Source organism: Polymorphobacter sp., assembly GCF_048007885.1.
Lineage (GTDB): Bacteria > Pseudomonadota > Alphaproteobacteria > Sphingomonadales > Sphingomonadaceae > Sandarakinorhabdus.
Genome location: NZ_CP180346.1, coordinates 1,427,398 through 1,453,424 on the forward strand (window position 1 = coordinate 1,427,398; position 26,027 = coordinate 1,453,424).

Sequence of the window (26,027 nt, forward strand, 5' to 3'; positions counted from 1 at the left end):
GCAGGATGGCGGCGATGCAAAAGGCCTATGTCGATACGCGCGCCGGGCAGGTGCATGTGCGGTGCTGGGGAGACCCGGCGGCGCCGCTCATCGTCCTGCTGCACTGGACACCGCTTTCGGGCCGGATGTTTGCGCCGCTGGCAGCCCATCTGGCGGGGCGTTTTCATGTGCTGGCGCCTGACCTGCCGGGCTATGGCCGGTCGGATGCGCGCGGCGCGCCGTGGACGATGGCTGATTGGGCGGATGCGGTGGCTGATGTGATGCCGCGACCGGGGCTGGTTTTGGGCGGGCATTTGAGCGCGGCGGTGGCGGCGACGCTGGCAGCGCGGCGGGCCGAGTTGGTGCGCGGGGCAATCTTGGACGGGGTGCCGTTTCTGACGCCGGAGCTGCGCGCAGCCTTGGCAGCGATGCCAGCGCGGCCGGCGGCGGACGGCGATGTGCATACGCTGGTTCATGACCGGGCGGCGGCGCTCCTCAGGGAATATGGGCTGGCGGTGACGCCCGAGCGGCTCTGGCCGGTGATGATCGATTATCTGGAGACGGATTTCGTCAGTTCCGCGCCCGTGCTGGCCGGCTTTGACGGCGCGGCGGCGCTGGCGGCGATCGGCTGCCCGCTGCTGCTGCTCGGCGCGCGCGGGGATTCGCTGGCGGCGAGCCTTGAGACGGCGCGGGCGCTGCGGCCTGAGGCGCGCTGGCATGTGTTTGACGGGCCGTGTCCCGTTCATCTGGATGAGGGCGTGGCGGATTATGCGGCGCAGATCATCGCCTTTGCAGGGGAGATTGGCTGATGCGCCGCTATGTCGAGGGCCGCTGGGGGCAGGTGCATGTTGAGGAGTCGGGCGACGGCCCGGCGCTGGTGCTGCTGCACCAGTCTCCATTGTCGGGCCGGCAATTTGCCCCGGCCCTGCCCTTGCTGGCGCAGAATTTCCGGGTGATTGCGCCCGACACGCCGGGCTTTGGCGCGTCTGATGCGCCGCCCGCGCCGGCCAGCATCAACGACCATGCCGATGCGCTGGCGGGTGTGCTGGATGGGATGGGGCTGGCGCGGGTGCATCTGCTGGGCCATCACACCGGGGCGGCGATTGCGGCGGCCTTTGCCGCGCGCCACCCGGAGCGGGTGGACCGGCTGATCCTGAACGGGGTGCCGCTTCTGACCGACGAGGAGCGGGCGCATTTTCGCACCTTCCGCTTTGCGCCTTTGGTGCCGCGCGCGGACGGCGGGCATCTGGTGGATGCGTGGAACCAGCGGCTTGCTGCAACGCCGGGCTGGACCGATCTGGGCGCCATGCACCGCCATCTGGCGACGATGCTGGCCAATCCGGCGCGCTATTTCTGGCTCTTCGAGCCGGTGTTTGCGCATGATCTGGCCGCAGACCTGAAGGTGATTTCGGCGCCGACGCTGATTTTTTCCAACAGCGGCGAGGATCTGTTCGAGGCCTCGAAGCGGGCGCAGGCGATGCGGCCGGACTGGGGCTTTGCCGCACTTGAGGGCGGCACGCATGACATTGTCGATGAACAGCCCGAGGGCTGGGCGCGAGTGGTCAGCGAGTTTCTTCGCTAAGCAGAAAGCGGGTCGCGTCTTCGAGCACCTTGGCCTTGCCGCGAAACGGCTTGGAGAGCGCGAGCAGGATGCCGATATGGCCGAGGCCGGGATAGAAGATCGCCTCGGCGCGTGAGCCGGCGGCGGTGAGGGCGGCCTTGAGGTTGCGGGCGTTGTGCGGGCCGACCGTGTCATCATCCTCGCCCTGCAGCAGCAGCACGCGCGGCTTGGCTGGCCCGGCGAAGGTGATCGGCTGGGTGCTGGCGGGATCAAGGACATGGCCGAACGCCTGATCGGCGGCGCCGCCGGGGACGAAGGGATAGAAATCATAGGGGCCGGCGATGCCGACGGCGGCGGTGATGGGGTTGTCTTGACCCATCCACTGCGGATCGAGCGCCAGCATGAGCGCGATATAGCCGCCGGCGCTATGGCCCATGACGCTGATGCGCGCCGGGTCACCGCCGTGGTTGGCGATGTTGGCGGCGGTCCAGGCGACCGCACTGGCCCCGTCTTCGACGAAGCTGGGGAAGGCATAGGCCGGGACCAGCCGGTAATCGGGGACGACGACGACGAAACCGCGCGCGGCGAGGGCTCGGGCGGCAAAGCCATAATCCTGCCGCCGGCCGGACGCCCAGCTGCCGCCGTAGAAGAAGACGATGACCGGCAGCGGGCCGGGGCTGTCCTTGGGGCCGTAGATGTCGAGCGCCTGGCGCGGACCCTCGCCGAAGAAGATGTCGACGGCGCGCTGTTCGGTGTCCCCGTCTCCCGGGGTGACGGCGTTGAGGCCGTTCAGCGCGTCGAGGCTGGTGCAGCCGGCAAGCGCGGCGCTGGCGCTGGCGGCGAGCAGCGCGCGGCGCGAGAGGCTAGAGGCCGAGCGCATCGAGATCGGCGGTGACGGCGGCGAGTTCGGCATTGGCGCTCACTTGTCTGATGGCGGCATCGAGCGCACGGACCTGCGCATCAGCCGCGGCTTCCTCGCGGACGTTGACCAGAAAAAAGTCGGACGCGCCAGCGGCGAAGCGGCGGCGTTCGGCCGCAGCCATGGTCAGCGCCCGGTCCTGCTCGTCTTCGGCGATGCGGCGCAGCCGGCCGGTGGCCTCGACGGCGACGAGGAGCTGGCTGACTTCGGCGTTGATCCGGTCTTCAAGGAAGCGGCGGCGTTGCTTGACGGCTTCGATGTCGGCTTGCGTTTGCGCGAGGCCGCCGCGCGCGGCCCGGCGCTCAAGGGGGACGGTGAAGGTGAAGCCGACCTTGCCCTCGGTGCCCTCCCGCGAGAGACCGCCCTGCCCGACCGCGCCGATATCGCGGCTGGCCTCGACCTTGAAATCGAACTTGGGCAGGAAATTGTTGCGGTCAAGCGCGAGCCGCGCGCTCGACTGGCGGATGCGGACATCGAGCAGGCGCACATCAGGGCGTGCGGACGCGATGGCGGCCGGGTCCATGCCGGACTTGCTCGGCTCGATGACCGGCGGCAGGCCGGGCGGCAGGCGGGCGGCGTCAGCGGTGATCGGGTTGCCGGCTTCATCGCGGTAGAAGAGCGAGAGCGCGACGGCGGCTTGGGCGAGCATCTGCTCGGACTGGACGACCAGCGTCTGGCGGCGGAGGATATTTTGCTCGTTTTCGGTGAGCAGGATGCGCGGCTGGGCGCCCTCCTCGATCTGGCGCTTGAAGCCGGCCTGGCGCGCTTCGGCAAGCTCGAGCAGACCGCGATAGACTTCGAGGCGGCGGCCGGCGGCGACCCAATTGTTGTAGGCGGCGAGCGCCTGGCGCTGGACGCCGATGGCGACCATCAGCTGGTCGGCCTCGGCGATGGCGACATCGGCTTCGGCAAAGCTGCGGGCGAAGCGGCGGCTGTCGATGGCGCGGTCACGCATCAGCGCGAAGACGGCGCCGGCGCGGAATTCGCCGGCCTGATTGGTGAAATTCTGATCCTCATAGGTGGGGAAGTCGCCGGCCGAGATGCGGTAGCCGCCATAGGCATAGCCGCCATTTTCGGTGAGCGGCTTCATCACCATGGCATCGGCAATCTGGCCATCATAAAAGCCGGTGAGGCGCGAGGTGACGTCGGCCGAGAAGACCGTGTCAAAGGCGCCCTGGGCGCTGAGCACCCGGCCTTCGGCGCCGCGCACCCGGGCCAGCGCTTCGAGCACCTGGGGGGCATGAAAGCGCGACGAGGCGAGCACTTCATCAAGGCTGAGCGGGCCGGATCTGGCGGGAACAGGGGCCGTGACCGGCGCGGGCAGCGGCGCGACCTGCTGCGCCGCGAGCGCGGAGGGCATCAGCAACAGGGCGGCGGCCGCGAGCAGCTCAGGCCGCATTGCCACCCTTTTCGGCGCTGCCGTTGCCGCTGCCATTCGCGCCATTGGCGGCGGCGCTGCCGGGCGTGAATTGCAGCGGGAAGTCGTTGAGGAGCCGCCACCATTCGAACCAGAGCTTGACCGTGTCCATCAGCACCCAGCCGCGCACCGCCGAGCCGAGGCGGACCTGCGGCTCGCCCGGCCATGGCGCACGGTCGGGCGCTTCGGTGACGAGGACGCGGAACAGGCCATTGGGCGAGGCCTGCACGTCGATGGCCTTGACGACGCCGTCGAACAGGCCCTGCGCGACCGAGGGCCAGCCGGAGAACTGGATGGCGGGCCAGCCTTCGAATTCGAGGCGGACACGGCGGCCCGGATGAATGAGCGGCACGTCGCGGCCATCGACGAACAGCTCGACGACGCGCTCGGTCTGTTCGGGGACGAAGGTGGCGAGCACATCGCCGGACTTGACCATGGTCGAGGTGTCGATGGCCGAGACCCGCATGATGCGGCCATCGCGCGGGGCGGTGACGAGCTGCAGCGACTGGCGCTGGATGTTGATGTCGATCTTGTTGATCTCGGCCTCGCCGGCGGCGAGCTTGGCCTTGTAGTCGGCGACCTTGATGAGCGCCTGCTCATAGTCACGGCGCGCGGCCAGCCCTTCTTCGAAAAGCTGGCGGGTGCGGCGCACATCGAGCTGGGCGGTGGCCATGGCGGCGCGGGTGGCGTCGTTTTCGGCGATCTTCTGGCGCTTTTCGGCTTCGAGGCGTTCGAGAAGCTGCGGGTCGATATCGACGACGCGGGCGATGGGATCGCCGGCGGCGACGACATCGCCGTCGGTCACATACCATTCCGACAGGCGGCCGGGCACCATGGCGGTGATGTTGGTCTGGCGGTCACGCGGGTCGAGCGCGATGACGGTGCCGGTGCCGGGCGCGGTCTGCACCCAGGGCGTGAAGGCGGCGAACAGGATGATGAGCAGGATGCCGATGCCGACCATATAGCCAAAGGCGCGGACCACGCGCGGCGGCTTGATCGAGGCGAGCGTGCGGAAGGCTTGCGGATCGGGGCGCAGCGCATCGGGGGGAGAACCTCGGCCATGTCAGCGCTCGCTCGCGCGCAGCGCGTCGAAGGCGGCCCAGCCGGTGACGATCTCCTGCCGGTCGCGGCCGATCCAGAGATAGCGACCGATATCGAGCGCCTCGGGGCGGTTGCTGAAATAGATCACGGTCGTCTGTGTCCCTTCGAAATATTCGAACACCTGTTTGAGCCAGCGCACCGGCACGGCATCGAACAGCGGCGACAGCACCAGCACATGCGGCGGCGCGAGCACGGCGGCGGCGAGCTTCATCTGCATGGTCTTGGCGACCGACAGCGGATAGCCGGTGAAGCTGAGCGTGGTCTGCAGGCCATCGGGCAGCATCGAGACCCGGTCTTCAAGGCCGACGAGGCGGAGCGCGGCCAGCAGCTCCCCGGCCCCGGCATCGGCGGCGGCGAGGCGGAGATATTCCTCGACCGTGGTTTCGACGATGTTGGTGCGGTCGAGCACGGTGACCTCGCTGCGGAGCACCATCATGTCGAGCGAGGCGATGTTGACATCACCCAGCGTGACCATGCCGCTTTCGGGCGCGATCTGGCGCTTGAGGAGGTTGGCGATGCGCCGCTCCATGCCCGGTACGCCCTGCGCGATGAGCCGGCTGCCGGCGGGCACGGTGAAATCAAGCTGGCAGCTGCCCTGCGGCAGCGTGGTGGTGAGGCGGGCAAAGCCGAGATCACCGGCCTGGACCTGGGCGCGTTCGTCGGCCAGCAGGCGCGAGCTTGCGCCGGGGCGGCCGAACTTGCCGGTGGCGCGGCTTTCCTGCGGGATGCTGTAGAGCAGCGCCAGCTCCTCGATGCTGGCGACGAGCTTGTAGAAATCGTCGAGATAGGTGGAGAGCTGGGCGATGCCGAGGAAGACGCCCGAGAGGATCAGCTCGGCGGCGACCAGCTGGCCGATGGAGAGCTGCTGCTGGATGACCAGCCAGCCGCCGAGCGCCAGCAGCCCGGCCGAGGCGGCGGCATAGATGAGATAGAGCGCGATGGTCTGCGGCAGGGTGTAGCCATAATGGCGGGCGTGCGCCTTGACATAGCGGGCGGTGGCCTCTTCCGAGCGGCGGATGGCATAGCCGCGGTGATCGGCGGACTTGTAGAAGCCATCGGACGCGCCGACGCTCTCAAGCCATTCGGAGGCGGCATATTTCTTGTGGCTCAGCTCCATCGAGGTGAGCATGGCGCCCTTGCTCCAGATCCAGAACACCAGCACGACGGCGAGGATGGTGATGACGTTGAAGGCGAGGAACACCGGGTGATAGAAGCTGGTGACGATGAAGCCGACCAGCGCCTGCAGCACCAGCGCAAAGGCGCCGATGAGCAGCGTGGGGATGGCCTTCTGCACCGAGACCAGCTCGAAATAGCGGTTGAACAGCGAGATGCGCTGGCTGTCGGCAAAATCGGGATTGGCGGCGTTGATGGCGCGCAGCGTCATGTCGGCGATGAGGCGGGCGCCGAAGCGGCGGCGGTAAAGCTCCATCAGGTGATTGCGCAGAACGGCGAGCAGGCCCGACAGCGCGAGCAGCGCGAACAGCACCAGCGACAGGGTGAACAGCGGCACGGGGAGCGCGGTGTTGGCGACCGAGTTGATCAGCACCTGCACCGAGACCGGGGTGGCGAGCGTCAAGAGGCTGATGCCCAGCCCGTAGATGATGACCAGCCAGAAGAACTTGCGCTCGGGACCGAGGATCGGGCCCACCCAGGACCAGACTTCCCGTAACGTCATCATTGGCGCGCCAGGTCCTGCCATCATCGTCCCGAACGGTTGAAGGGTTTCGCAGTTGCAGCAGATGGGGCCATTGCAACGCATTCGCAAGAGGTGCGACAAGACATTATTTCATCGCCTCAAGTGCCTTGGCGACATGGGCGACCATCTCGTCGATCTGTTCTGAACTGACGATGAGCGGCGGCGACAGGGCGAGGATGTCGGCGGTGGCGCGGGCGAGCAGACCGGAATCGAACAGCGCGCGGAACAGCGCCTGGCCGCGCGCGCCCGGCGCGTTCGGATCGGGCGCGATCTCGATGCCGGCGACAAGGCCCATGTTGCGCACATCGATGACATGGGGCGCGCCGGCGAGGCGGTGCACGGCCTCCTCCCAGTGCGCGGCGAGGCTGGCGGCGCGGGCGAACAGGCCGTCCTCTTCATAGACATCGAGCGTGGCGAGGCTGGCGGCGCAGGCGAGCGGATGGGCGCTATAGGTATAGCCGTGGAACAGTTCGATGCCGGGCGCGTCGCCGGGCGCGTCGATCAGCGTGTCGTGGAGCGACTGGTGGCAGGCGACCGCGCCCATCGGCACGGCGCCGTTGGTGATGCCCTTGGCGAGGCAGATCATGTCGGGAGTGACACCGAACGCTTGCGACGCGGTGGCGGCCCCCAGCCGGCCAAAGCCGGTGATGACTTCATCGAAGATGAGCAGGATGCCGTGGCGGGTGCAGATCTCGCGCAGCCGCTGGAGATAGCCGACAGGCGGCACCAGCACGCCGGTGGAGCCGGCCAGCGGCTCGACGATGACGGCGGCGATGGTGTCAGCCCCGTGCAGCTGGACCAGCGCTTCGAGCGCGTCGGCCCGCTCGGCGCCGTGGACGGGCTGGCCGCGCGAAAAGGCGTTGCGGACGAGGTCATGGGTGTGGGGCAGATGATCGACGCCGGGCAGGCCGGGGCCGAAGGCGCGCCGGTTGGGCATGATGCCGCCCACCGACAGGCCGCCGAAGCCGGTGCCATGATAGCCGCGCTCGCGGCCGATGAGGCGGGTGCGGCTGCCCTGGCCGCGCGCGCGCTGCACGGCAAGCGCGATCTTGAGCGCGGTATCGACGGCTTCCGAGCCGGAATTGGCGAAGAAGATGCGGTTCAGGCCCTCGGGCATCAGCGCGGCGACGCGCTCGGCCGCTTCGAAGGCGAGCGGGTGGCCGAGCTGGAAGGTGGGGGCGAAATCAAGCGCGGCCGCCTGGGCCTGGATGGCCTCGACGATGCGGGTGCGGCCATGGCCGGCGTTGACGCACCACAGGCCGGCGGTGCCATCGAGCAGCTGGCGGCCATCGGGTGTCCAGTAATGCATCCCCTCGGCGCGGGCGAGCAGGCGCGGGTTCGCCTTGAAATAGCGATTGTCGGTGAACGGCATCCAGAAGGCGTCACCCACGCTGTTGGTGCCGCGATTGATGCCGGGGCGCATCAGAGCAGGCCGGCGATGCGCGCGTCGAGCGATTCAGGGGTGACGGTGGGGGCGAAGCGCTCGATCACCTGACCGTCACGGCCGACGAGGAATTTGGTGAAGTTCCACTTGATCGCCTCCGAGCCGAGCAGGCCGGGAGCGGCTTTTTTCAGGTCTTTCCAGAGCGGGTGGGCGCTGGCGCCATTGACCTCGACCTTGGCGAACATGGGGAAATCGACATCGAACTTGGTCGAACAGAAATTGGCGATCTCGGCCTCGTCGCCCGGCTCCTGCGCGCCGAACTGGTTGCAGGGGAAGCCGAGCACGGCGAAGCCCTTGTCATGATATTTTTTGTGGAGCGCCTCAAGGCCGGCATATTGGGGGGTGAAGCCGCATTTGGACGCGGTGTTGACGATGAGCAGCACCTTGCCTGCCCATTCGGCAAGGCTGGTGTCGCGGCCATCGATGGTCTTGAGCTTGTGGCGGGAGAGGTCGGTCATGAAGGGGGGCTCCTAGGGCTGAATTTTTTCACATTGCCACAAGGCGCGCGCTGTCGCCAATGTCGGTTTCGCCTGCCAGATGAGACGGTGATGACACTGATACGCCCTGCCCTGCCCGAGGATGTGCCGGCGCTGGAAGCGCTGATTGCGGCCTCGGCGCGCGCGCTCGGCCCGCCTTATTATACGCCGGCCGAGACCGAGGCGGCGATTGCCCATGTCTTTGGCGTGGACAGCGAGCTGGTGGCGGACGGCAGCTATCTGGTGGCGATGCGGGGCGATTCGCTGGCCGGATGCGGCGGCTGGAGCCGGCGGGCGACGCTGTTTGGCTCGGACCGTTATGCCGGGCGCGCTTCGGGCCTGCTTGACCCGGCGGTGGACGCCGCGCGCATCCGGGCGTTTTTTGTGGCGCCCGGTTTCGCCCGGCAAGGGGTGGGCGATGCGCTGCTGGCGGCTTGCGAGACGGCCGCGCGCGCTGCGGGCTTTCGCCGCACCGCGCTGATGGCGACGCTGCCGGGGCAGCCCTTTTATGCGCGGCGCGGCTATGTGGCGGACGCGGCCGTGACGCTCGATCTGGGCGGCACGCCGGTGCGCTTCGTGCCGATGAACAAGCCATTGGCCTGAGCCTGCGCAAGTGTTGCGGTTTTGTCACAATCGCGGCGTTATGCCGGTGCGGCGCAAATGCCCACTTGTAAATGTTTCCGTTTGGCGAAGTAATGGCGCCATCAGTTGTGTGCATGGGCGCCGGGAGAGTGCCCCCGCAATCTGACATTGGGGACTGGAAACGAGATCGAGCGTTTGCCGCCTATGTGGTGGGCGCGAGATGTGTGGTTGGCGGAGCGCGGTGCTCCGTCAATGCATGACCTTTGCTTTTGAATGAGGGGCCAGAGCATGAACCAATCATCCAATCATCCGGCAGCGGGGCGCGCGCTTTGGCGTGGCTCGTCGCTTGTCGCCATTGCGGCGGCCAGCTTCCTGGCGCTGCCCGCCATGGCCGCGGATGCGGCCGACGACCAGCCTGCCACCACCACGGCGCAGACGGCGGAAGACGCGGCTGCAACCATCGTCGTGACCGGCACCCGCCGGACCGACCGCACCGTTGCCGAAAGCCCGGTGCCGATCGATGTGTTCAGCGCCAATGACATCAAGGTGCAGGCGTCGCCGCAGCTGCAGACGATCCTGAAGAACCTCGTTCCTTCGTTCAACCAGAACCGCAACGCGCTCGGCGACGCTTCGGCCTTTGTCCGTCCGCCGAACCTTCGCGGCCTTCCGCCGGATCAGATTCTCGTTCTCATCAACGGCAAGCGCATGCACCGCACCGCGCTCGTCGCCGTGGCCGGCGGCGCGCTGTCGGCCGGCTCGCAGGGTGCTGACCTTTCGCAGATCTCCGCGCCCTCCATCGGCCGGGTCGAAGTGCTGCGTGACGGTGCCGCCGCGCAATATGGCTCGGACGCCATCGCCGGCGTCATCAACATCGGCCTCAATCGGGCCGACAGCGGCTATACGGTCAACGCCCGTTACGGCCAGACCTATCAGGGCGACGGTGAAGACCTTCAGGTGAGCGCCAATGCCGGCTTCAAGCTGGGCGACGGCGGCTTCTTCAACCTGACCGGCGAATTCATCGACCAGAAGGTCTGGGACCGTTCGTTCGTGCGGCCGGAAATTCCGGGCTTGATCGCCGGCGGCGTCACCCCGAAGTGGCCGACCGGCAACCGTCGCGGCCAGCCTGAAAACCGCGCCTACCGCGTGGTCTGGAACTCGGAGCTTCCGGTTGGCGACGGCGATGCTGTCTATTTCTTCGGTAACTATGGCTGGCAGCGCCAGGGCAACGACTTCAACATTCGTCGCCCGTTCGGTGTCACGGTGCCGGCGGAAGACAGCCCGCCGCTGCGTGGGGCGTTCAGCTTCGGCAAGTCGGTGCCGACCGCCTATCTCGACCAGATCGGCATCACCGCCGACGGCACACCGCTGTTTGACATCAATGGTGACACCTATGAGGTGAGCGAAACCTTCCCGAACGGCTTCGTGCCCTTCTTCGAGGGCACCAACGAGGACATGTCGGCGGTGGTTGGCTACAAGGGCGAAACCGGCTTTGGCATGACGTTCGATTTCTCGGCGGCCTATGGGCGGAACCTGATCCGCTACTTCATGGACGAAACCGTGAACCCGTCCTTCGGCCCGGACAGCCCGACCAACTTCTACCTCGGCAAGTTCGTGCAGACCGAGACCAACCTCAACGCCGACTTCTCCTATGAAGTTGAAGCGGGCATGGCCAAGCCGCTGTTCCTCGCCGGTGGTCTCGAGTTCCGCCGCGAAGTCTTCGAAACCGGTCTGGGTGACCGGGCGTCGTGGGACATCGGGCCGTTCGCCAACCAGTTCCTCGCCGAGCTGGATGCGATGGGCAATGCGGTGCAGCTGTTCAATTCGAACGGCACGCCGCGCCGGCAGACGCAGGGCATCGGCTCCAACGGCTTTGTCGGCTTTGGTCCGGACTCGGTTGTTGAAGGGGGTCGCAACAGCTACTCCATCTATGCCGATGTGGAAGCCACGCCGGTTGATGGCTTCGATATCGGGGTTGCGGCCCGCTACGATTACTTCAACGACTTTGGCAGCACCTTCAACGGCAAGATCAGCGCGCGCTTTGCCCCGAACGACACCATCGCCTTCCGCGGTGCGGCCTCGACGGGCTTCCGCGCACCGACACCGGGTCAGCAGTTCACCCAGAACGTGACCACCGGCTTCCCCGGTGGCAGCCCGACCCCGGTGGCCATTGCCACGGCGCAGCCGGCCAGCATCACGGCGCAGTTCTTCGGCGCCGAGCCGCTGACGCCGGAAAAGTCGGTCAGCTTCTCGGGCGGTCTCGTGCTGACGCCGGGCAGCGGCTTCAACGTCACGCTGGACTATTACAACATCACCGTGCGTGACCGTATCGGCATCACCGGGCTGTTCATCCCGACGCTTGACGAACAGACCCAGCTCGATGCGCTCGGCGTGCCCGGGGCCTTCGATCTTGGTCGTGTCCGTTACTTCACCAACGGCTTCAAGACCCGCACCCAGGGTGTTGACCTTGTGGTGACGCACCGGGCCGACACCGATATCGGCAACTTCAACACCAGCCTTGCGGTCAACTACAATGACACCAAGGTGCTCGAGACGAAGCTGACGCCCGATGGTCGTGAGCTGATCGACGCGGTGCGCCGGGGCAACATCGAGCGGTCGCTGCCGCGCTGGCGGGCTGTGCTGTCGGAAACCTATACCAATGGGATGTTCGACTTCACGGGCCGGGTGAACTACTTCGGCAACTACACCACATTCAACGAAGTGCAGGGCATCCCGGCCGGGGTGGACCCGGTGGCGTTCCGCGAGATCTATCTCGATGTGGACGGCGCCTGGCCCAAGACCTTCCGGTCCGACTGGAGCTTTGACGCTGAAATCGGCGTGACGTTTGCCGAGCGGCATCGCTTCGCCATCGGTGTGGAAAACCTGTTCGACCGCTACCCCGAGCGGGAGACGCGCAACGTCTTCCCGTCGACGGGGGGCCAGGCGAACGGCAACGGCTATGCCGACAGCTCGCCGCTCGGTTACATGGGTGGCTTCTGGTATGTCCGTGCGCAGGTGAAGTTCTAAGGACTTTCATCCGCATCGCGGCTTGCACAACCGGGCGGCAGGGTTATCCTGCCGCCCGACTTGTTTCACGACCGTCCCGTTCACCACCCTGAGAAGGAAACGCCCATGAAGACCATGATGACTGCCCTGGCCGCGCTTGCGCTCGCTGCCATTCCCGCCGCCGCTTCGGCGCAGAATGTCGAGAAGATCGGCACGCCCGGCGGGCGCATCCTGACCGGCGCCAAGGTCAGCGCAAATGCCGACATCCTGTTTCTGTCGGGCAATCTGGGTTCGCCGCTGACGCCGGGCGGCACCGACTATGGCGACACCAAGGCCCAGACGATCAGCACGCTGACCAAGATCAAGGGCCTGCTGGCGGCGCAGGGCTATGAGATGAAGGACATTGTGCGCATGGACGCCTATCTGGTGGCGCCCGAAGGCGGCAACGGCAAGATGGACTTTGCCGGCTTCAACGCGGGTTTTGCCGAGTTTTTCAACACCACCGAGAACCCGACCACGGTGACGCGCACGACGATGCAGATCGCCGGGCTGGCGGCGCCCTGGGGTCTGGTCGAGATCACCGTTATCGCCGCCAAATAAGCGACGGTGTTTGAGAAGGGGCCGGGCGGCGCACGCCCGGCCCCTTTTTCATGGGCGCGCTTCAGCGCCCACGGGGACGATCTCGACGATGATGTCCCCGGCCTGAAGCACCTCGCAGGCGGATTCCCAAAAGCCGATCGGCTTGCCTTCACGGTAGACGCGCACGCCCAGCCCGGTGGTGATGGCCGACAGCGGCTTGCCGACCTCGTGCGAGGCGACGCCGCGCTCGCACAGGCTGACCCGGCCATCGGTGGCGGCGAGATCGGCCAGATATTCGGCCATGTGCGGCCCCTGGGTGGCGCCGGCCAGCAGCAGCCCGGCGAAGCTGGCGGGATTGATCACCGTGTCGGCCCCGGCGGTGCGGGCCAGCGGCTCATTGTCGGTGTTCTTGATGACGGTGCGGATCGGCACATGGGGGGCTAGGCCGCGCGCGGTCAGCGTCACGAGGATCGAGGTGTCATCACGGCCTGTGGCGACGATGAGGCCGCGCGCGCGGGCCAGCTTGGCGGCCTGCAGGGCGGCGTTGCGGGTGGCGTCAGCGTCCATCACGTTGACGCCCAGCTCGGCGGCGCGGGTGCGCGCGGCGGCCCCCGGCTCGATGACGAGAAGCTGCTCGGCCGGGGTGCCGCGGCGCAGCAGCTCGGCCACGGCCTCGGAACCGCTCTCGCCGTGGCCGGCGACGATGATGTGATTGTGCAGTTCGTCCTGTATCCTGCTCATGCGGAACCTTTCCCAGACGCCCTTGAAGAGAAAATCATAGGCCGAGCCGACGAAGATCAGCCAGACGAACAGCCGGATCGGGGTGACGACGAAGGTGGCGAACAGCCGCTGGCCTTCCGACACCGGCACGATATCGCCGAAGCCGACCGTGGCCACGGTGATCATGGTGAAATAGAGCACATCGGTGAAGCTGATGTCGCCGTCGAGCCCGTCTTTCAGCCCGGCGCGGCCAAACCAGTGACCCGCCACCGCGATGGAGACAAGGCCGAGCACCAGAGCCACCCGGAAACCGAGCGCGCGCCACGCCGATTCCTTGCTGGTGCGGATGATCGAAAGCGCCATGCGCCCTGTCTAGCGCGCGCACATGAAAGTGCTAGGGGGCTTTGGAACGCTACTCGGGGTCGAAACGCACCGTCTTGGCGCCGTCGCCGGGCATGAACCAGAGCGTGCGGGTGATGCCGCCCTGGCGGATGTTGACCTGGCTATTATGGTCGGACCAGGTCTCGCCGAACAGCGCGCCGCGCACGGTGATGGCGGGGGTTGGCGTCATGGTGCCGGTGAAGACCATGGTCACATCATCGCCGGCCATGTCGAGCGACTGGAGCGTGAGGCGCGCGCCTTCGACGGTGAAGCGGCGCGCGACATAGTCCTTGAAGGCGGCAAGCGCTTGCGCGTCATCAAGGCTGGGCTGGGCCTCGGGCGCGATGGCGACGAGCGCAGGCTCAACGTCATGCGCGGCGAAGCTGTGGGTGACGGTGACGCCGCCCTGCGCGTCGATCCAGACCACCGACAGCGAGGCATGGCCGCTGTGCGCCGCCGCGGGCGCAGCGAGCAGCAGCAGCAGGCCGGCGAGGAGCGCCCTCATTTTTCGGGCGCGGGCCGGGTCGTCAGGCTGTCAGGCGAGACCTGGCGCTCCATGTCCTTCATCCGGTTGGCCGCAGGCGGGAAGCTCTTCACCTTGAGCGTGGCCGGCTCGATGCGGCGCGGATAATGATTGTTGTCGCGGTTGGCGTCGGCGATTTCCCACATCGGGTCGACTTCGGCCGAGACGAGCGTCTTTGGCGTGACCAGCTGCCAGGTGACGGCGCGCGGGTTGCGGCGCCAGACTTCAGCGGGGATCTGCAGCGTCTCCGAGCTGCCGTCCGAATAGTCGAGCTTGAGCGGGATGGGCATGACCAGCCCGCCGATGTTGCGGAAGCTCAGGTGGTAGAAATTGTCGGTGACGGCGAGTGCCTCGCGCTCCTCGGGGTCCATGTCTTCCAGCGCCTTGGCATAGGCCTTTTTGGCTTTCACCGTCGGCTCATATTCGTCGAGGCTGTCATAATAGTCGCGGGTCGACGGATCGCGCTCGACCACCGTCTTCTGCGTGTTGCGGCTGGCGGTGAGCGAGGCGGGCTCGCGGCTGGCCTGGGCCTTTTTGTAGGGCTCCTCGACCTCTGGGTTGCGGGTGTCGAGCCGGGCCTTGACCACCTTGTCGAGGCTGATGTCGACATGGTCGGTCGAGTAGAACCAGCCGCGCCAGAACCAGTCGAGATCGATGCCCGATGACTCTTCCATGGTGCGGAAGAAATCATAAGGCGTGGGCCGCTTGAAGCGCCAGCGATTGGCATATTCCTTGAACGCGGGGTCGAACAGCTCGCGGCCCATCACCGTCTCGCGCAGCACGGTGAGCGCCGTGGCGGGCTTGGCATAGCCGTTGTTGCCGAACTGCAGGAGCGAATCCGACTGGGTCATCAGCGGCACCTGATCTCGGCTGACCATATAGTCGACAATGTCCTTCGGCTCGCCGCGTCGGGCCGGATAATCCTTGTCCCACAGCCGTTCGGCCTGAAACTGGAGGAAGGTGTTGATGCCCTCGTCCATCCAGGTCCATTGCCGCTCGTCGGAATTGACCGACATGGGGAAATAAATGTGACCGATCTCGTGGATGACGACGCCGATCAGGCCATATTTGGCGCGCTCGGTATAGGTCAGCTGGCCGGTCTTCCTGTCCTTCACCGGGCGCGGGCCATTGAAGGTGATCATCGGATATTCCATGCCGCCCACAGGCCCGTTGACCGACTGGGCGGTGGGATAGGGATAGGGGAAGCTGAAGCTGGAATAGACGTCGATGGTGTGGGCGATCGCCTTGGTGGAATAGGCGTCCCAGAGCGGCCGGGCTTCCTTGGGGAAGAAGCTCATCGCCATCACCAGCGGGTTTTCGGGTGCATCCTGAGGCACGCCCATCGCATCCCAGATGAACTTGCGCGACGTGCCAAAGGCGAAATCGCGGACATTGCTGGCCTTGAAGCGCCAGGTCCGCGAGCCGCGCGCGCGGCCCTTTTCAGCCGCGGCCGCCTCGGCCGGGGTGACGATATAGACCGGCGTCTTGGCATCGCGCGCCTCGGCCAGCCGGGCGCGCTGCGCCGCGCTCAAAATCTCCGGATTCTGCAGCTCGCCGGTCGCCGCCACGACATGGTCGGCCGGCACGGTGAGGCTCACCTCATAATCGCCGAACTCAAGGGTGAACTCGCCGTCGCCCAGAAAGGCCTTGTTGTGCCAGCCCTCATAATCCGAATAGACAGCCAGACGCGGGAACCATTGGGCGCCGAGGAAGATGCAATTGCCGTCGTCACCCGGCTTGGTGAAACATTCATAGCCCGAGCGGCCGCCGATGACGCGGGTCTCGATCATGGGATAGGACCAGCCGATGCTGAAGCTGACCGTCGCGCCCGAGGCCAGCGGCGCCGGCAGATCGATGCGCATCAGCGAATTGACCACCTTGTAGGGCAGCGGCTGGCCGTTCGCATCGGTGACGGTCAGATCGTTATAGCCGCCTTCCCACGCCTGATAACGCTTGGCGCGGCGCACGCCGGTGACCGAAATGCTGGCGGTGTCGCCCACCGTCTCGCTCAGCTCGGCGAGCGAATCGCGGCGGAAGCGGTTCTGGTCCATCTGCAGCCAGAGATAGCGCAGCGCATCGGGCGAATTGTTCTTGTAGGTCACGCTCTCGCGCGCGCTGATGCTGCGCTTGGCCTCATCGAGCGTCGCGTCAATGCGGTAATCCACCTGCTGCTGCCAATAGCGGTGCCCCGGCGCGCCAGCGGCGTTGCGATAATCGGTCGGCGTCGGCCAGTCCTCGCCCTCAAGCTGGCGGAACTTGTCAACGAAACTGCCCTTGGTCTGCACAATCGGCTGCGCCGCCGCCGCCCCGCCCAGCCACAGTGCAGCCACCGCCATCATCACCGTCCGCACACCCACGCTCCGTCTTCAAACTGTAACCCTGTCTCATTGCCAGCACCCCCCCGCCAGCGCAAGCCGGGCGCTCGCTTGACGCCGCGCCGGACAAGGCCGTATTGAGCTGTTCGGCACCGCGGGCATGATGTAGTGGTAGCCTGGCAGCTTCCCATGCTGCTCGTGCGGGTTCGATTCCCGCTGCCCGCTCCAGCGCCGCGTCTGTCATTTTCGGGCTTTTGAGCCTCTGGCGAGCGTTAAGGGCCGCCGGAGGCCCCTCAATCGTCGCCGGCGGCGGCTTCGATGGCGTCCATGTCTTCGTCGCTCAGGCCGAAGTGGTGGCCGACTTCGTGGATGAGGACGTGGGTGACCAGCGCTTCGAGGCTGTTGTCGCCGACGCACCATTCGGCCAGCAGCGGCTGGCGGTAGAGGAAGATCATGTCGGGCATGGCGCCTGTGGGCACATCGCCTTTCATGCCGACGTGGCGGCCCATATAGAGGCCCAGCAGTTCCCATTCGCTTTCGCATTGCATCTCGCGCAGCGTCTCTTCGTCGGGAAAGTCGTCGATGCGCAGCACGATGCTGCCCAGATGGGCGCGGAACGGCTCGGGCAGGCGGATCATGGCTTGCCGGGCGATTCGCTCAATGTCATCGAGGGAGGGTGCCATGGTTGCCATGGCCGAGACCTAGCCAATGCCGGCGCGCAAAGCGAGGGATGATGATCAGGAAACTGGACGAGGACGAGATTGCAGCCGAGCTGGCGCGGCTGACCGGCTGGACGCGCAAGGGCGACGGCATCGAGAAGGACTGGAAGCTGGGGGATTTCGTGCAGGCCTTTGGCTTCATGGCCTCGGTGGCGCTGCTGGCGGAGAAGGCCGACCATCATCCCGAATGGTCGAACGTTTACAACCGGGTGCATATCCGGCTGACCACCCATGATGCGGGCGGATTGTCGGCGCGCGATTTCGCGCTGGCTGAGGCGATCGACGCGCTGGGCCGATAAGGCCCAGCGCGCCGCGCGTGGCTCAGGCGTCGCTGTTGTCGACGGTCGGCGCGCCGGGCCCGTTCTTCTTGATCGAACTCGATGGCGTTCACCGCCGAGGCCTTGGAGGCATAGCCCTGGGTCGAGAACATCACTTCGCTGTTGTAGCTGAAGCGGACCCGGAACTCGCCGGCCTTGTCCTTGTAGATTTCGAACTTGTGCGCCACGTCGCATCTCCCCGTCTGTTGGCCTGACTATCTGGCCGCTGCCGGCAGGCCCTGTCAATCGCCCGTACGCCAGAGCCTCAGCGCGGGGCCATGCGGATGGCGCCGTCGATGCGCACGTCCTCGCCGTTGAAATAGGAGTTGCGGCACATCTCCAGCGCAAGGCTGGCATATTCCGCCGGATCGCCGAGACGCTTGGGAAAGGGCACCGAGGCGGCGAGCGCGTCCTTCACATTTTGCGGGGCGGCGTTCATCAGCGGCGTGTTGAAGATGCCGGGCAGGATGCAGTTGACGCGGATGCCCTCGCTCATCAGGTCGCGCGCGATCGGCAGGGTCATGCCGACGACGCCGCCCTTGGAGGCGGAATAGGCGGCCTGGCCCATCTGGCCGTCTTCGGCCGCGACGCTGGCGGTGTTGACGATGGCGCCGCGCTCGCCGTCGTCCATCGGGTCAAGCGTCAGCATGCCGGCCGCCGATTTGGCGATGCAGCGGAAGGTGCCGACAAGGTTGATCTGGATGATCATGTTGAAGGCATCGAGCGGGAAGTGGCGGATCTCGCCCGTTTCGCGTGAGCGGCTGGCGGTCTTGGCGGCGTTGCCGGTGCCCGCACAGTTGATCAGGATACGCTCCTGCCCATGGGCAGCGCGGGCCTTTTCAAAGCCGGCATCGACCGAGGCATCGTCGGTGACATTGACCTTGCAGAAGACGCCGCCGATCTCGGCAGCGACCTTCTCGCCTTTCTCCTCGTTCAGGTCGAAGATCGCCACCTTGACGCCCTCTGCCGCCAGCGCCCGCGCCGTCGCCTCGCCCAGCCCCGACGCGCCGCCGGTCACCACTGCGCTACACCCCTGCAATTTCATCGCTCGTCTCCCGTCTGGTCTGCTCCAGTCCTAGCCGCGCGCGCGCTTCGGGCAACCCCCAGAAAAGAGGGCGTCAGGCGCGCCCGCTCCGCGCCAGCTGGGCCTCGCGCACGGCGATATAGATGCTCGACCCCAGAATCACCGCGCCGCCAGCCAGCGTCCAGCCATCGAGCCGCTCCCCGAACAACAGGATGCCGGCCGCGCTGATCATGCCGAAGCGGACGAAATCATAGGGCAGCACCGCCGAGGCCTCGGCCAGCTGAAAGGCGCGCGCCATGCCGAGCTGACCCACCGCCGCAGCGCCGCCGATCATCACCGCAATCAGCCAGCCCAAGGCTGACGGCCAGGTCCAGACAAAGGCCGCCAGCACCAGGCTCGGCGGGGTGATCAGAATGAAGCTCCACGCCGCCACTGCGCGGCTGTCCTCGGTGCCGACCAGGCTTCTGACCGTGACCAGCGAGACGGCCGTGAACACCGCCGACACCATCGCCGCACTCACCCCCGCCGTCATCGGCATCACGCCGGGCCGCAAGACCATCAACATGCCCATAAACCCCGCCCCCAGCGCCACCACCCGGCGCGCCCGGATGCGCTCGCCCAGAAACAGCACCGCCCCCAGCGTGGTGAACAGGGGCGCGGTGTAATTGATGCTGAGCGCGGTCGCCAACGGGGCATGGGCGACGGCATAAAAGGTCGCCACCGTCGCCACAAAGCCCGACAGGCCGCGCCGCAGATGAACCCCCATGCGCGAGGTCTTCAAGAGCCCCGGCGAACCCAGCAGCATCGGCACCAGCGCCAGCGTGCCGAAAATGTTGCGAAAGAACACGATCTCAAAGGCATGCATCTCACGCGAGGCATAGCGAATGAGCACCCACATGGTCGCAAAGGCGCTGCTGGACACAATGATCCAGACAACCGCCCGGCTGCTCTGCGGCAAGGATGCGAAATAACGCTGCACCTCTGCGGCCTATCCTGCTTGGGGCGGGAAGTTAAGGGCCTCCGGCGGGCAGTGAAGGGCCTCCGGCGGCTGGGGCCTCAGGCCCCAGACCCCATTTGTTGGGTTGGGACAAGATTTGCGAGGGGAGCGCCTGCGCGGGATGCGCTTTATGGCCTGCGGCGCTGGGCTTGGGGGGACGGGAGACGCTCAGGCCCCGGGTCGAGCCCGGGGCGACGGAGATTTTTGGGCGGTTCCATGAATGGGGTCTGGGGCCTGAGGCCCCAGCCGCCGGAGGCCCTTTAACTGCCGCCGGAGGCCCGCCCCTCAGCTATCCAGCAAGCGGGTCAGCAGCAGCACGTCGGCGTCGATTTCGCGGTCGGTGGTGCGCAGTGCTTCGATGCGCTTGACGGCGTGCATGACGGTGGTGTGGTCGCGGCCGCCGAAGCGCCGGCCGATTTCGGGCAGCGAGCGCGGCGTGAGTTTCTTGGCGAGGTACATGGCGACCTGGCGGGGGCGGGCGACATCGCGGGCGCGGCGGGCCGAGAGCAGGTCGGCGAGGCGGAGCTTGTAATGTTCGGCGACCTTGCGCTGGATTTCGTCGATGGTGAGCTTGCGTTCGTGTGCACGCAGCAGGTCGGCGAGGCGTTCGCGGGCGAAATCCTGGGTGACGGGGGCATCGACGAGCGCGGCATAGGCGGTGATGCGGTTGAGCGCGCCTTCGAGCTCGCGGACGTTGGCGGTGATCTTGCGGGCGAGGAATTCGAGCACGTCGTCGGGCACCACCACCTTGTTCGGCATGGCAGCCATCTTGGCGTGGAGGATGTTGAGGCGCAGCTCATAGTCGGCCGCGTTGATGTCGGCGACGAGGCCCCAGGCCATGCGGCTGAGGATGCGCTGTTCGATGCCTTCGAGGTTTTGCGGCGAGCGGTCGGCGCTGATGACGAGGCGCTTTCCGGCCGAGATGATTTCGTTCATCGTGTGGAAGAATTCTTCCTGCGTCGATTCCTTGCCGGCGATGAACTGGACATCGTCGATCATCAGCAGATCGACCGAGCGCAGCTTGAGCTTGAAGGCGAGGCCCTCCTTGGCGCGCAGGGCGGCGAGGAATTCGACCATGAACTTTTCGGCCGACATATAGGCAACGCGCGCGCCGGGGTGGCGGGCCAGATAGGCATTGCCGATGGCGTGCATCAGATGCGTCTTGCCGAGCCCGGTGGTGCTGTGGAGAAACAGCGGGTTGAAGCCCGGCGCACCTTCGGCGGCGACGGCGAGTGCGGCGTTGTAGGCCAGCTCGTTCGACTTGCCGACGACGAAATTCTCGAAGCTGTAGCGCGGCTCGAGGGGCAGGCTGAGGCCCGGGACGGCGGCGCTGCCGGACGCGGCGGGCACAAGAGCAGGGGCCGAACCGCTGTCCGTCTTCTGCAGCGGGGCGTCGGCAACTGACGTGGCGACGCGCAGGCAGACATCACGCACGCCGGGGCGCAGCCGGGCGAAGTGCAGCCGCAGCCGGTCGCCGAAATTGGTCGCAACCCAGTCAGCCAGAAAGGCGGACGGGGCCGAGAGATGGATGTCGCTGCCCTCGCGGCCGAGGAAGCTGAGCGGCGCGAGCCAGGTTTCGAAATTGCGCGCGCCGACATCGGCGCGCAGCTGGGCGCGGACCTGATCCCAGAGCGCCGAATCGGAGACGGGCTCGCCAGTCTGAAAGTTGCTGCCTGCGGGCGCCGGGAGGGTCGCGGTCGAAAGGGCGGTCGCCGATGCTGAAATTGCCGAACTCGCCACCCTGTCTCGCCTCCCCTCGCCCCTGGCCTGACGGCCGCTGGTCTTGTCGTTTCATGGCGCAGTTTCAGCCCCGCCACGCCTGACCACACGCCCTTCCCTGGTTCTGGCACGGGGCAAGAATAGGCCCTCGCGGTACAAAGCCACGTTCAGAATCGAACGGTCAGATTGTTGGCCGGGGCGCCGCCGAGAGCGGCAACGCATATCCCGTCCATGTCGTGAATAAAGCCGTATGCGCCGGGCTTCGCAAGCATCAGTTTTGCATCCGGGCCGAATAATCAGCCTTGACACGGAGATTGGCGGAATTGCGCCAAGGCCGCCGCAACTCGCTGATTTTTCGTGACACTGACATGACGCTTCCATGACAAGCCAGGCAAGGCAGCGACCAAAAAAACATTATTTTCAGTGCGTTAGAAACTGTCATCAAAGCCTCCGATTCGCTGAGACTCGCTGTCACAACCACCGAGGCGAATGATATTGAAAATGTAAGATTTACGTTTGCAGGCGCGCGGGGACGCTGATCCGGCGCGGCGCTGGCACGAATCGGCGGCGCAGCCGCGCGAACTCACTGTTTGATCATGGTCAGACACGAAAAGAAGCGGCGAACCCTGCAGGTGCACCGCTCCAAAATCACTTGCCGGCTGGTTAATGCGCCAGGCTCAGGCCTGTTCGAGGGCCTTCACGCGCTTGGCGAGGCGGCTCATCTTGCGGGCGACCGTATTCTTGTGGAGCACGCCCTTGGAGACACCGCGCATCAGCTCGGGCTGGGCGGCCGCCAGCGCTGCTGCTGCAGCCGCGGCGTCACCACCAGCGATGGTCGATTCGGCCTTCTTGACGAAGGTCCGGATGCGGCTGACGCGCGCCTTGTTGATCTCGGCGCGGCGACCGTTGCGGCGAATGCGCTTTTCAGCCTGAGGCTTGTTGGCCATGAATGATCCCGTTTGTGCAAAAAACAACGTGTCCCGCAGGCGAACGGCCGGCGAGCGAAGACCGGGCCATTACGCCGCCCGCGCCCGCCCGTCAAGCCGCGCTAGCGCTGGCAACGGCTACAGAAAAAGCTCGACCGGCCCGACTGGACCAGCCGCCTGACCGGCGCGCCGCAGCCCCCGCAAGCCTCGCCCTCGCGGCCATAGACGCGGAAGCCCGCCTGAAAATAGCCCAGCGTGCCATCGGGCGCTGCATGGTCGCGCAGGCTGGAGCCGCCCGCGGCGATCGCCTCATGGAGCACGGCGCACACGGCCTCGGCCAGCGCCGCTACACGGCCCGCGCCGATGCGCCCGCTCGCCCGGCGCGGATCGATGCCGGCCCGGTAGAGCGCCTCGCAGACATAGATGTTGCCCAGCCCCGCCACCCGCCGCTGATCGAGCAGCAGCGCCTTCACCGGCGCCGTGCGCCCGGCCAGCACGGCGGCCAGCACATCGGCATTAAAATCCGGCCCCAGCGGCTCCGGCCCCAGCCCGGCGAGCAGCGGATGCGCGGACAGTTCCTCCGTCGGCACCAGATCGAGCGAGCCGAAGCGCCGGGCATCGTTGAACGCCACCACCCGCCCGGCGTCGGTTTCAAAGACGACATGATCATGCTTCATCGGCACGGAGGGATCGAGCCGCATCCGCCCCGACATGCCCAGATGGATGATCAGCGTGTCGCCCCGGTCGGTTTCTACGAGCCCATATTTGGCCCGCCGCCCCACGGCCATGACCCGCGCGCCGGTCAGCCGCTGGCCGAGCCCGGCCGGGAACGGACGGCGCAGATCGGCGCGCCCCAGCACCACACGGGCAAAGCGCTGGCCCAGCCACACCGGGCTGAGGCCGCGCATCACGGTTTCGACTTCGGGAAGCTCGGGCATGAGCGAAGGCCATATGCCGCGTTTGCGCAACCGCCAAGCCCGGGCTAACAGGCAGCCAGGATCTGGAGACGCATGTGAGCGAGAAAACCGTTAGCTTCGGCTATCAAGACGTCGCCCCCGAAGAGAAGACCCGCCGCGTCGGCGCCGTCTTCGCCTCGGTGGCCAAGCGCTACGACATCATGAACGACCTGATGTCAGCGGGCGCGCACCGGCTTTGGAAAGACGATTTCGTGCGCGACGTGCGCCCGCGCGCCGGCGAGACCATCCTCGACATGGCCGGCGGCACCGGCGACATCGCCTTTCGTATGGAACCCTCAGGCGCGCAGATCACCGTCGCCGACATCAACCCCGCCATGCTCGACGTCGGCATGGAACGCGCCGCCGCGCGCGGCATCACCAGCCTCGTCTGGCGCGAAGAAAACGCCGAAACCCTCTCCTTGCCCGACCAGAGCTTCGACGCCTACACCATCGCCTTCGGCATCCGGAACGTCACCAACATCCCCGCCGCCCTCAAGGAAGCGCACCGCGTGCTGCGCTACGGCGGCCGCTTCTTCTGCCTCGAATTCAGCACCACCACCTGGCCCGGCTTCGCCGAACTCTATGACCTCTACTCAGAAAAACTCGTCCCCCGAATCGGCGAAATCGTCGCCAAGGACGGCGCCTCCTACCAATATCTGGTCGAAATCGATCCGCCGCTTCCCGCCCATGCCCGAATTCGCCCGCATGATCGAAAATGCCGGCTTCGCCCGCGTGAAATATCGCCCGATCCTCGGCGGCGCGGTCGCTGTCCATAGCGGCTGGAAACTCTGACCCGTGCGCGCTGCTTATAGTGGAAGGAGCCTCCGGCGGGAGGTGAAGGGCCTCCGGCGGCTGGGGCCTCAGGCCCCAGACCCCGTTCATTATTTTGGGCTGCGCATGGAGAGTTCGGCGCGCGCCGCAGGCTATAGATTGCGCTTCGCGCGGGCGCTGCGCTTCGACGCCTTGTCCCCTGCCCATGAATGGGGTCTGGGGCCTGAGGCCCCAGCCGCCGGAGGCCCTTCCTCTCCCAGCCCGGCCCAGCCACGATGATCATCATCCATCTCTGGCGCATGCTGGTCTGGGGCCGGCGGCTGGCACGGCATGGGGCGCTCAGGCCGTTTGAGGCGGCAAGGCTGCCGTTTGTGGTGCGCTTGATTGCCTGGGTTGCGCGGCTGGGGACCGGTGCGCCGCTCAAGCCGGATTTCGCTGGCGGTCTGACGGCGGTGGGGCCGGCGGCGATCAAATTTGGCCAGGCGCTGGCGACGCGGCCTGATCTGATTGGCCATGAGGCCGCCGTTGATCTGATGCGCTTGCAGGACAAGGTGCCGCCGGTGCCTTTTGCCGAGATCGAGGCGAGCCTGAACGATGCGCTGGGCGTGCCGTGGCAGACCAAGTTCGAGACGATCGAGCCGGAGGCGGTGGGCGCGGCGTCGATGGCGCAGGTGCATCGCGGCGTCACGGCCGAGGGCCGCAAGGTGGCGATCAAGGTGCTGAGGCCGCGGATCGAGGCCGAGCTGGCGCGGGCGATTTCGACCTATGAATGGGGCGCGCGGCATCTGGAGACGCTGGGCGGCGAATTTGCCCGGCTGCGGCCGCGCGCGGTAATTGCGACCTTCAAGGGCTGGACCGAGACCGAGCTTGACCTGCGCCGCGAGGCGGCGAGCGCGTCGGAGCTGGCGGAAACGCTGATGGGCACGCCCGATTTCGTGGTGCCGGGCATCGACTGGGCGCTGTCCAGCCGGCGGGTGCTGGTGATCGACTGGATCGAGGGCATCAAGCTTTCCGACACCGCCGCCATCGAGGCGCTCGAATTTGACCGGCGCAAGCTGGCCCGCGTGCTGGTGGACGGTTTTCTCAGCCAGTCGATCGGCCAGGGCTTTTTCCATGCCGATCTGCACCAGGGCAATCTGTTCCTGATTCCCCCCAGAGATGGCCATGAGGCGCGGCTTGCGGTCATCGATTTCGGCATCATGGGGCGCATGAACCGCCGCGCGCGCATGTATCTGGCCGAGATCCTGTTTGGCCTCATCACCGGCAATTACAAGCGCGTCGCCGAGATCCATTTCGAGGCCGGCTATGTGCCGCCGCACCACAATGTCGGCGCCTTTGCCACAGCACTTCGTGCGGTGGGCGAGCCGATCCGCGGCCAGCGCGCCTCCGATATCGCCATCACCGACCTGCTCGAAGGGCTGTTCGCCATCACCCGCAGCTTCGACATGCCGGTGCAGCCGCACCTGCTGCTGCTGCAGAAAACCATGGTGATGGTCGAAGGCGTGGCGCTGACCATCGACCCATCGGTCAACATGTGGGAACTGGCCGAGCCCTATGTGCGCGACTGGGTGCGCGACGAGCTTGGCCCCGACGCCATCATCGCCGACAAGATCGCCCAGACCGTCCACGCCCTCAACCAGCTGCCACGCATCTTCCGCCAATGGGTGGACGCCAACCCCATCCCGGGTGCGGCCCCGCCGCAAGCCAGCCTGCCCCCGCTGCCCGAACGCCGCCCGGGCTGGTCAACGCCTTGGCTGCTGCTGGCAGCGGCGGCCGGGGCGGGGGCTGTGCACTGGCTGGGGTGATGGGTTAGGGCAAAGGGCCTCCGGCGGTCAGAAGGGCCTCCGGCGGCTGGGGCCTTAGGCCCCAGACCCCATTCATGGGCAGGGGACAAGGTGCCTA

General features: G+C 66.6%; 22 protein-coding genes, 1 tRNA gene and 2 pseudogenes. 9 read left to right on the plus strand and 16 right to left on the minus strand.

Annotated elements, in window-relative coordinates; all coding sequences use genetic code 11:
- The first annotated feature begins 14 nt into the window (after positions 1-14).
- Together ACMVO5_RS06775 and ACMVO5_RS06780 are read left to right on the plus strand one after the other, a co-directional pair.
- A complete protein-coding gene (locus ACMVO5_RS06775) occupies positions 15-788 on the plus strand; it encodes an alpha/beta fold hydrolase (protein ID WP_416906770.1) in 774 nt (257 codons plus the stop codon).
- Positions 788-1,561: an alpha/beta fold hydrolase gene (locus ACMVO5_RS06780; protein ID WP_416906771.1), complete on the plus strand. Its 774-nt coding sequence runs from the start codon at positions 788-790 to the stop codon at positions 1,559-1,561. The genes ACMVO5_RS06775 and ACMVO5_RS06780 overlap by 1 nt, the downstream gene beginning before the upstream one ends.
- Here ACMVO5_RS06780 and ACMVO5_RS06785 read toward each other — a convergent pair.
- The 6 genes from ACMVO5_RS06785 to ACMVO5_RS06810 all read right to left on the minus strand — a co-directional run bounded on the left by ACMVO5_RS06785 (position 1,542) and on the right by ACMVO5_RS06810 (position 8,575).
- Positions 1,542-2,453 (minus strand): alpha/beta hydrolase, encoded by a 912-nt coding sequence (locus tag ACMVO5_RS06785; RefSeq protein ID WP_416906772.1) that lies wholly within the window; start codon positions 2,451-2,453, stop codon positions 1,542-1,544. The genes ACMVO5_RS06780 and ACMVO5_RS06785 overlap by 20 nt on opposite strands.
- Entirely contained in the window at positions 2,404-3,858 is a 1,455-nt protein-coding gene (locus ACMVO5_RS06790) for a TolC family protein (protein ID WP_416906773.1), read from the minus strand. The genes ACMVO5_RS06785 and ACMVO5_RS06790 overlap by 50 nt, the downstream gene beginning before the upstream one ends.
- The gene (locus tag ACMVO5_RS06795) at positions 3,848-4,858 is read right to left on the minus strand and encodes an efflux RND transporter periplasmic adaptor subunit (RefSeq protein ID WP_416906774.1); all 1,011 of its coding nucleotides are present in this window, start codon (positions 4,856-4,858) and stop codon (positions 3,848-3,850) included. Before ACMVO5_RS06795 ends, ACMVO5_RS06790 begins: the two co-directional genes overlap by 11 nt.
- 81 nt (positions 4,859-4,939) lie before the next feature.
- On the minus strand, positions 4,940-6,655 hold the full coding sequence (locus ACMVO5_RS06800; RefSeq protein ID WP_416906776.1) for an ABC transporter transmembrane domain-containing protein: 1,716 nt from the start codon (positions 6,653-6,655) through the stop codon (positions 4,940-4,942).
- Between the two features lie 103 nt (positions 6,656-6,758).
- Positions 6,759-8,096 (minus strand): aspartate aminotransferase family protein, encoded by a 1,338-nt coding sequence (locus ACMVO5_RS06805; protein WP_416906777.1) that lies wholly within the window; start codon positions 8,094-8,096, stop codon positions 6,759-6,761.
- Positions 8,096-8,575 (minus strand): glutathione peroxidase, encoded by a 480-nt coding sequence (locus ACMVO5_RS06810; protein ID WP_416906778.1) that lies wholly within the window; start codon positions 8,573-8,575, stop codon positions 8,096-8,098. Before ACMVO5_RS06810 ends, ACMVO5_RS06805 begins: the two co-directional genes overlap by 1 nt.
- Before the next feature lie 90 nt (positions 8,576-8,665).
- Here ACMVO5_RS06810 and ACMVO5_RS06815 point away from each other — a divergent pair, with 90 nt between their 5' ends.
- From ACMVO5_RS06815 to ACMVO5_RS06825, 3 genes are all read left to right on the plus strand, one after another.
- Positions 8,666-9,196, plus strand: coding sequence for a GNAT family N-acetyltransferase (locus tag ACMVO5_RS06815; protein ID WP_416906779.1), 531 nt, complete (start codon positions 8,666-8,668; stop codon positions 9,194-9,196).
- Positions 9,197-9,463: 267 nt separating this feature from the next.
- Positions 9,464-12,199, plus strand: coding sequence for a TonB-dependent receptor plug domain-containing protein (locus ACMVO5_RS06820; RefSeq protein WP_416906780.1), 2,736 nt, complete (start codon positions 9,464-9,466; stop codon positions 12,197-12,199).
- Between the two features lie 105 nt (positions 12,200-12,304).
- Positions 12,305-12,778 (plus strand): Rid family hydrolase, encoded by a 474-nt coding sequence (locus ACMVO5_RS06825; RefSeq protein ID WP_416906781.1) that lies wholly within the window; start codon positions 12,305-12,307, stop codon positions 12,776-12,778.
- Positions 12,779-12,826: 48 nt separating this feature from the next.
- Here the strand turns inward: ACMVO5_RS06825 and ACMVO5_RS06830 are convergent, their stop codons facing one another.
- Genes ACMVO5_RS06830 through ACMVO5_RS06840 form a run of 3 tightly spaced genes read right to left on the minus strand, consistent with a single transcriptional unit; the run spans position 12,827 to position 16,732 of the window.
- A complete protein-coding gene (locus ACMVO5_RS06830; RefSeq protein ID WP_416906782.1) occupies positions 12,827-13,840 on the minus strand; it encodes a potassium channel family protein in 1,014 nt (337 codons plus the stop codon).
- A 49-nt stretch (positions 13,841-13,889) separates the two neighbouring features.
- Positions 13,890-14,363, minus strand: coding sequence for a DUF6702 family protein (locus tag ACMVO5_RS06835; protein WP_416906783.1), 474 nt, complete (start codon positions 14,361-14,363; stop codon positions 13,890-13,892).
- A complete protein-coding gene (locus ACMVO5_RS06840) occupies positions 14,360-16,732 on the minus strand; it encodes a M1 family metallopeptidase (RefSeq protein ID WP_416906784.1) in 2,373 nt (790 codons plus the stop codon). Before ACMVO5_RS06840 ends, ACMVO5_RS06835 begins: the two co-directional genes overlap by 4 nt.
- Before the next feature lie 118 nt (positions 16,733-16,850).
- On the opposite strand from ACMVO5_RS06840, the gene ACMVO5_RS06845 reads away from it, so the two are divergent.
- A tRNA-Gly gene (locus ACMVO5_RS06845) sits at positions 16,851-16,924 on the plus strand.
- Between the two features lie 65 nt (positions 16,925-16,989).
- On the opposite strand, the gene ACMVO5_RS06850 is transcribed toward ACMVO5_RS06845, so the two are convergent.
- On the minus strand, positions 16,990-17,388 hold the full coding sequence (locus ACMVO5_RS06850; RefSeq protein ID WP_416906785.1) for a metallopeptidase family protein: 399 nt from the start codon (positions 17,386-17,388) through the stop codon (positions 16,990-16,992).
- A 41-nt stretch (positions 17,389-17,429) separates the two neighbouring features.
- Between ACMVO5_RS06850 and ACMVO5_RS06855 the strand changes: the two genes are divergently transcribed.
- Positions 17,430-17,714 (plus strand): 4a-hydroxytetrahydrobiopterin dehydratase, encoded by a 285-nt coding sequence (locus tag ACMVO5_RS06855; protein ID WP_416906786.1) that lies wholly within the window; start codon positions 17,430-17,432, stop codon positions 17,712-17,714.
- 22 nt (positions 17,715-17,736) lie between these two features.
- On the opposite strand, the pseudogene ACMVO5_RS06860 reads toward ACMVO5_RS06855, so the two are convergent.
- The 6 genes and pseudogenes from ACMVO5_RS06860 to mutM form a co-directional block, all read right to left on the minus strand.
- A pseudogene (locus ACMVO5_RS06860) lies at positions 17,737-17,920 on the minus strand (YegP family protein).
- Positions 17,921-17,997: 77 nt separating this feature from the next.
- On the minus strand, positions 17,998-18,777 hold the full coding sequence (locus ACMVO5_RS06865; RefSeq protein ID WP_416906787.1) for an SDR family NAD(P)-dependent oxidoreductase: 780 nt from the start codon (positions 18,775-18,777) through the stop codon (positions 17,998-18,000).
- 73 nt (positions 18,778-18,850) lie between these two features.
- Positions 18,851-19,735 (minus strand): DMT family transporter, encoded by an 885-nt coding sequence (locus ACMVO5_RS06870; protein ID WP_416906788.1) that lies wholly within the window; start codon positions 19,733-19,735, stop codon positions 18,851-18,853.
- Between the two features lie 303 nt (positions 19,736-20,038).
- A complete protein-coding gene (gene dnaA / locus ACMVO5_RS06875) occupies positions 20,039-21,361 on the minus strand; it encodes a chromosomal replication initiator protein DnaA (protein WP_416909323.1) in 1,323 nt (440 codons plus the stop codon).
- Between the two features lie 788 nt (positions 21,362-22,149).
- Positions 22,150-22,419: a 30S ribosomal protein S20 gene (gene rpsT, locus ACMVO5_RS06880; RefSeq protein WP_416906789.1), complete on the minus strand. Its 270-nt coding sequence runs from the start codon at positions 22,417-22,419 to the stop codon at positions 22,150-22,152.
- Positions 22,420-22,520: 101 nt separating this feature from the next.
- Positions 22,521-23,336 carry a bifunctional DNA-formamidopyrimidine glycosylase/DNA-(apurinic or apyrimidinic site) lyase gene (mutM, locus tag ACMVO5_RS06885; RefSeq protein WP_416906790.1) on the minus strand — a complete coding sequence of 272 codons (816 nt, stop codon included), beginning with the start codon at positions 23,334-23,336 and terminating at the stop codon, positions 22,521-22,523.
- A 74-nt stretch (positions 23,337-23,410) separates the two neighbouring features.
- Here mutM and ACMVO5_RS06890 point away from each other — a divergent pair.
- Positions 23,411-24,146: pseudogene (locus ACMVO5_RS06890) on the plus strand (class I SAM-dependent methyltransferase).
- A 254-nt stretch (positions 24,147-24,400) separates the two neighbouring features.
- Positions 24,401-25,930, plus strand: coding sequence for an AarF/UbiB family protein (locus ACMVO5_RS06895; protein WP_416906791.1), 1,530 nt, complete (start codon positions 24,401-24,403; stop codon positions 25,928-25,930).
- Positions 25,931-26,027 lie beyond the last annotated feature (97 nt).

Excerpts from the sequence above, each read along its gene's own strand:
- ACMVO5_RS06800 (WP_416906776.1), bottom strand. The coding sequence starts at position 6,655 with ATGATGACGTTACGGGAAGTCTGGTCCTGGGTGGGCCCGATCCTCGGT.
- ACMVO5_RS06820 (WP_416906780.1), top strand. The coding sequence starts at position 9,464 with ATGAACCAATCATCCAATCATCCGGCAGCGGGGCGCGCGCTTTGGCGT.
- ACMVO5_RS06850 (WP_416906785.1), bottom strand. The coding sequence starts at position 17,388 with ATGGCAACCATGGCACCCTCCCTCGATGACATTGAGCGAATCGCCCGG.
- ACMVO5_RS06865 (WP_416906787.1), bottom strand. The coding sequence starts at position 18,777 with ATGAAATTGCAGGGGTGTAGCGCAGTGGTGACCGGCGGCGCGTCGGGG.
- ACMVO5_RS06785 (WP_416906772.1), bottom strand. The coding sequence starts at position 2,453 with ATGCCGAACTCGCCGCCGTCACCGCCGATCTCGATGCGCTCGGCCTCT.
- mutM (WP_416906790.1), bottom strand. The coding sequence starts at position 23,336 with ATGCCCGAGCTTCCCGAAGTCGAAACCGTGATGCGCGGCCTCAGCCCG.
- ACMVO5_RS06825 (WP_416906781.1), top strand. The coding sequence starts at position 12,305 with ATGAAGACCATGATGACTGCCCTGGCCGCGCTTGCGCTCGCTGCCATT.
- rpsT (WP_416906789.1), bottom strand. The coding sequence starts at position 22,419 with ATGGCCAACAAGCCTCAGGCTGAAAAGCGCATTCGCCGCAACGGTCGC.
- ACMVO5_RS06805 (WP_416906777.1), bottom strand. The coding sequence starts at position 8,096 with ATGCGCCCCGGCATCAATCGCGGCACCAACAGCGTGGGTGACGCCTTC.
- ACMVO5_RS06815 (WP_416906779.1), top strand. The coding sequence starts at position 8,666 with ATGACACTGATACGCCCTGCCCTGCCCGAGGATGTGCCGGCGCTGGAA.
- ACMVO5_RS06895 (WP_416906791.1), top strand. The coding sequence starts at position 24,401 with ATGATCATCATCCATCTCTGGCGCATGCTGGTCTGGGGCCGGCGGCTG.
- ACMVO5_RS06790 (WP_416906773.1), bottom strand. The coding sequence starts at position 3,858 with ATGCGGCCTGAGCTGCTCGCGGCCGCCGCCCTGTTGCTGATGCCCTCC.
- ACMVO5_RS06835 (WP_416906783.1), bottom strand. The coding sequence starts at position 14,363 with ATGAGGGCGCTCCTCGCCGGCCTGCTGCTGCTGCTCGCTGCGCCCGCG.
- ACMVO5_RS06830 (WP_416906782.1), bottom strand. The coding sequence starts at position 13,840 with ATGGCGCTTTCGATCATCCGCACCAGCAAGGAATCGGCGTGGCGCGCG.
- ACMVO5_RS06780 (WP_416906771.1), top strand. The coding sequence starts at position 788 with ATGCGCCGCTATGTCGAGGGCCGCTGGGGGCAGGTGCATGTTGAGGAG.
- ACMVO5_RS06810 (WP_416906778.1), bottom strand. The coding sequence starts at position 8,575 with ATGACCGACCTCTCCCGCCACAAGCTCAAGACCATCGATGGCCGCGAC.
- ACMVO5_RS06855 (WP_416906786.1), top strand. The coding sequence starts at position 17,430 with ATGATCAGGAAACTGGACGAGGACGAGATTGCAGCCGAGCTGGCGCGG.
- ACMVO5_RS06775 (WP_416906770.1), top strand. The coding sequence starts at position 15 with ATGCAAAAGGCCTATGTCGATACGCGCGCCGGGCAGGTGCATGTGCGG.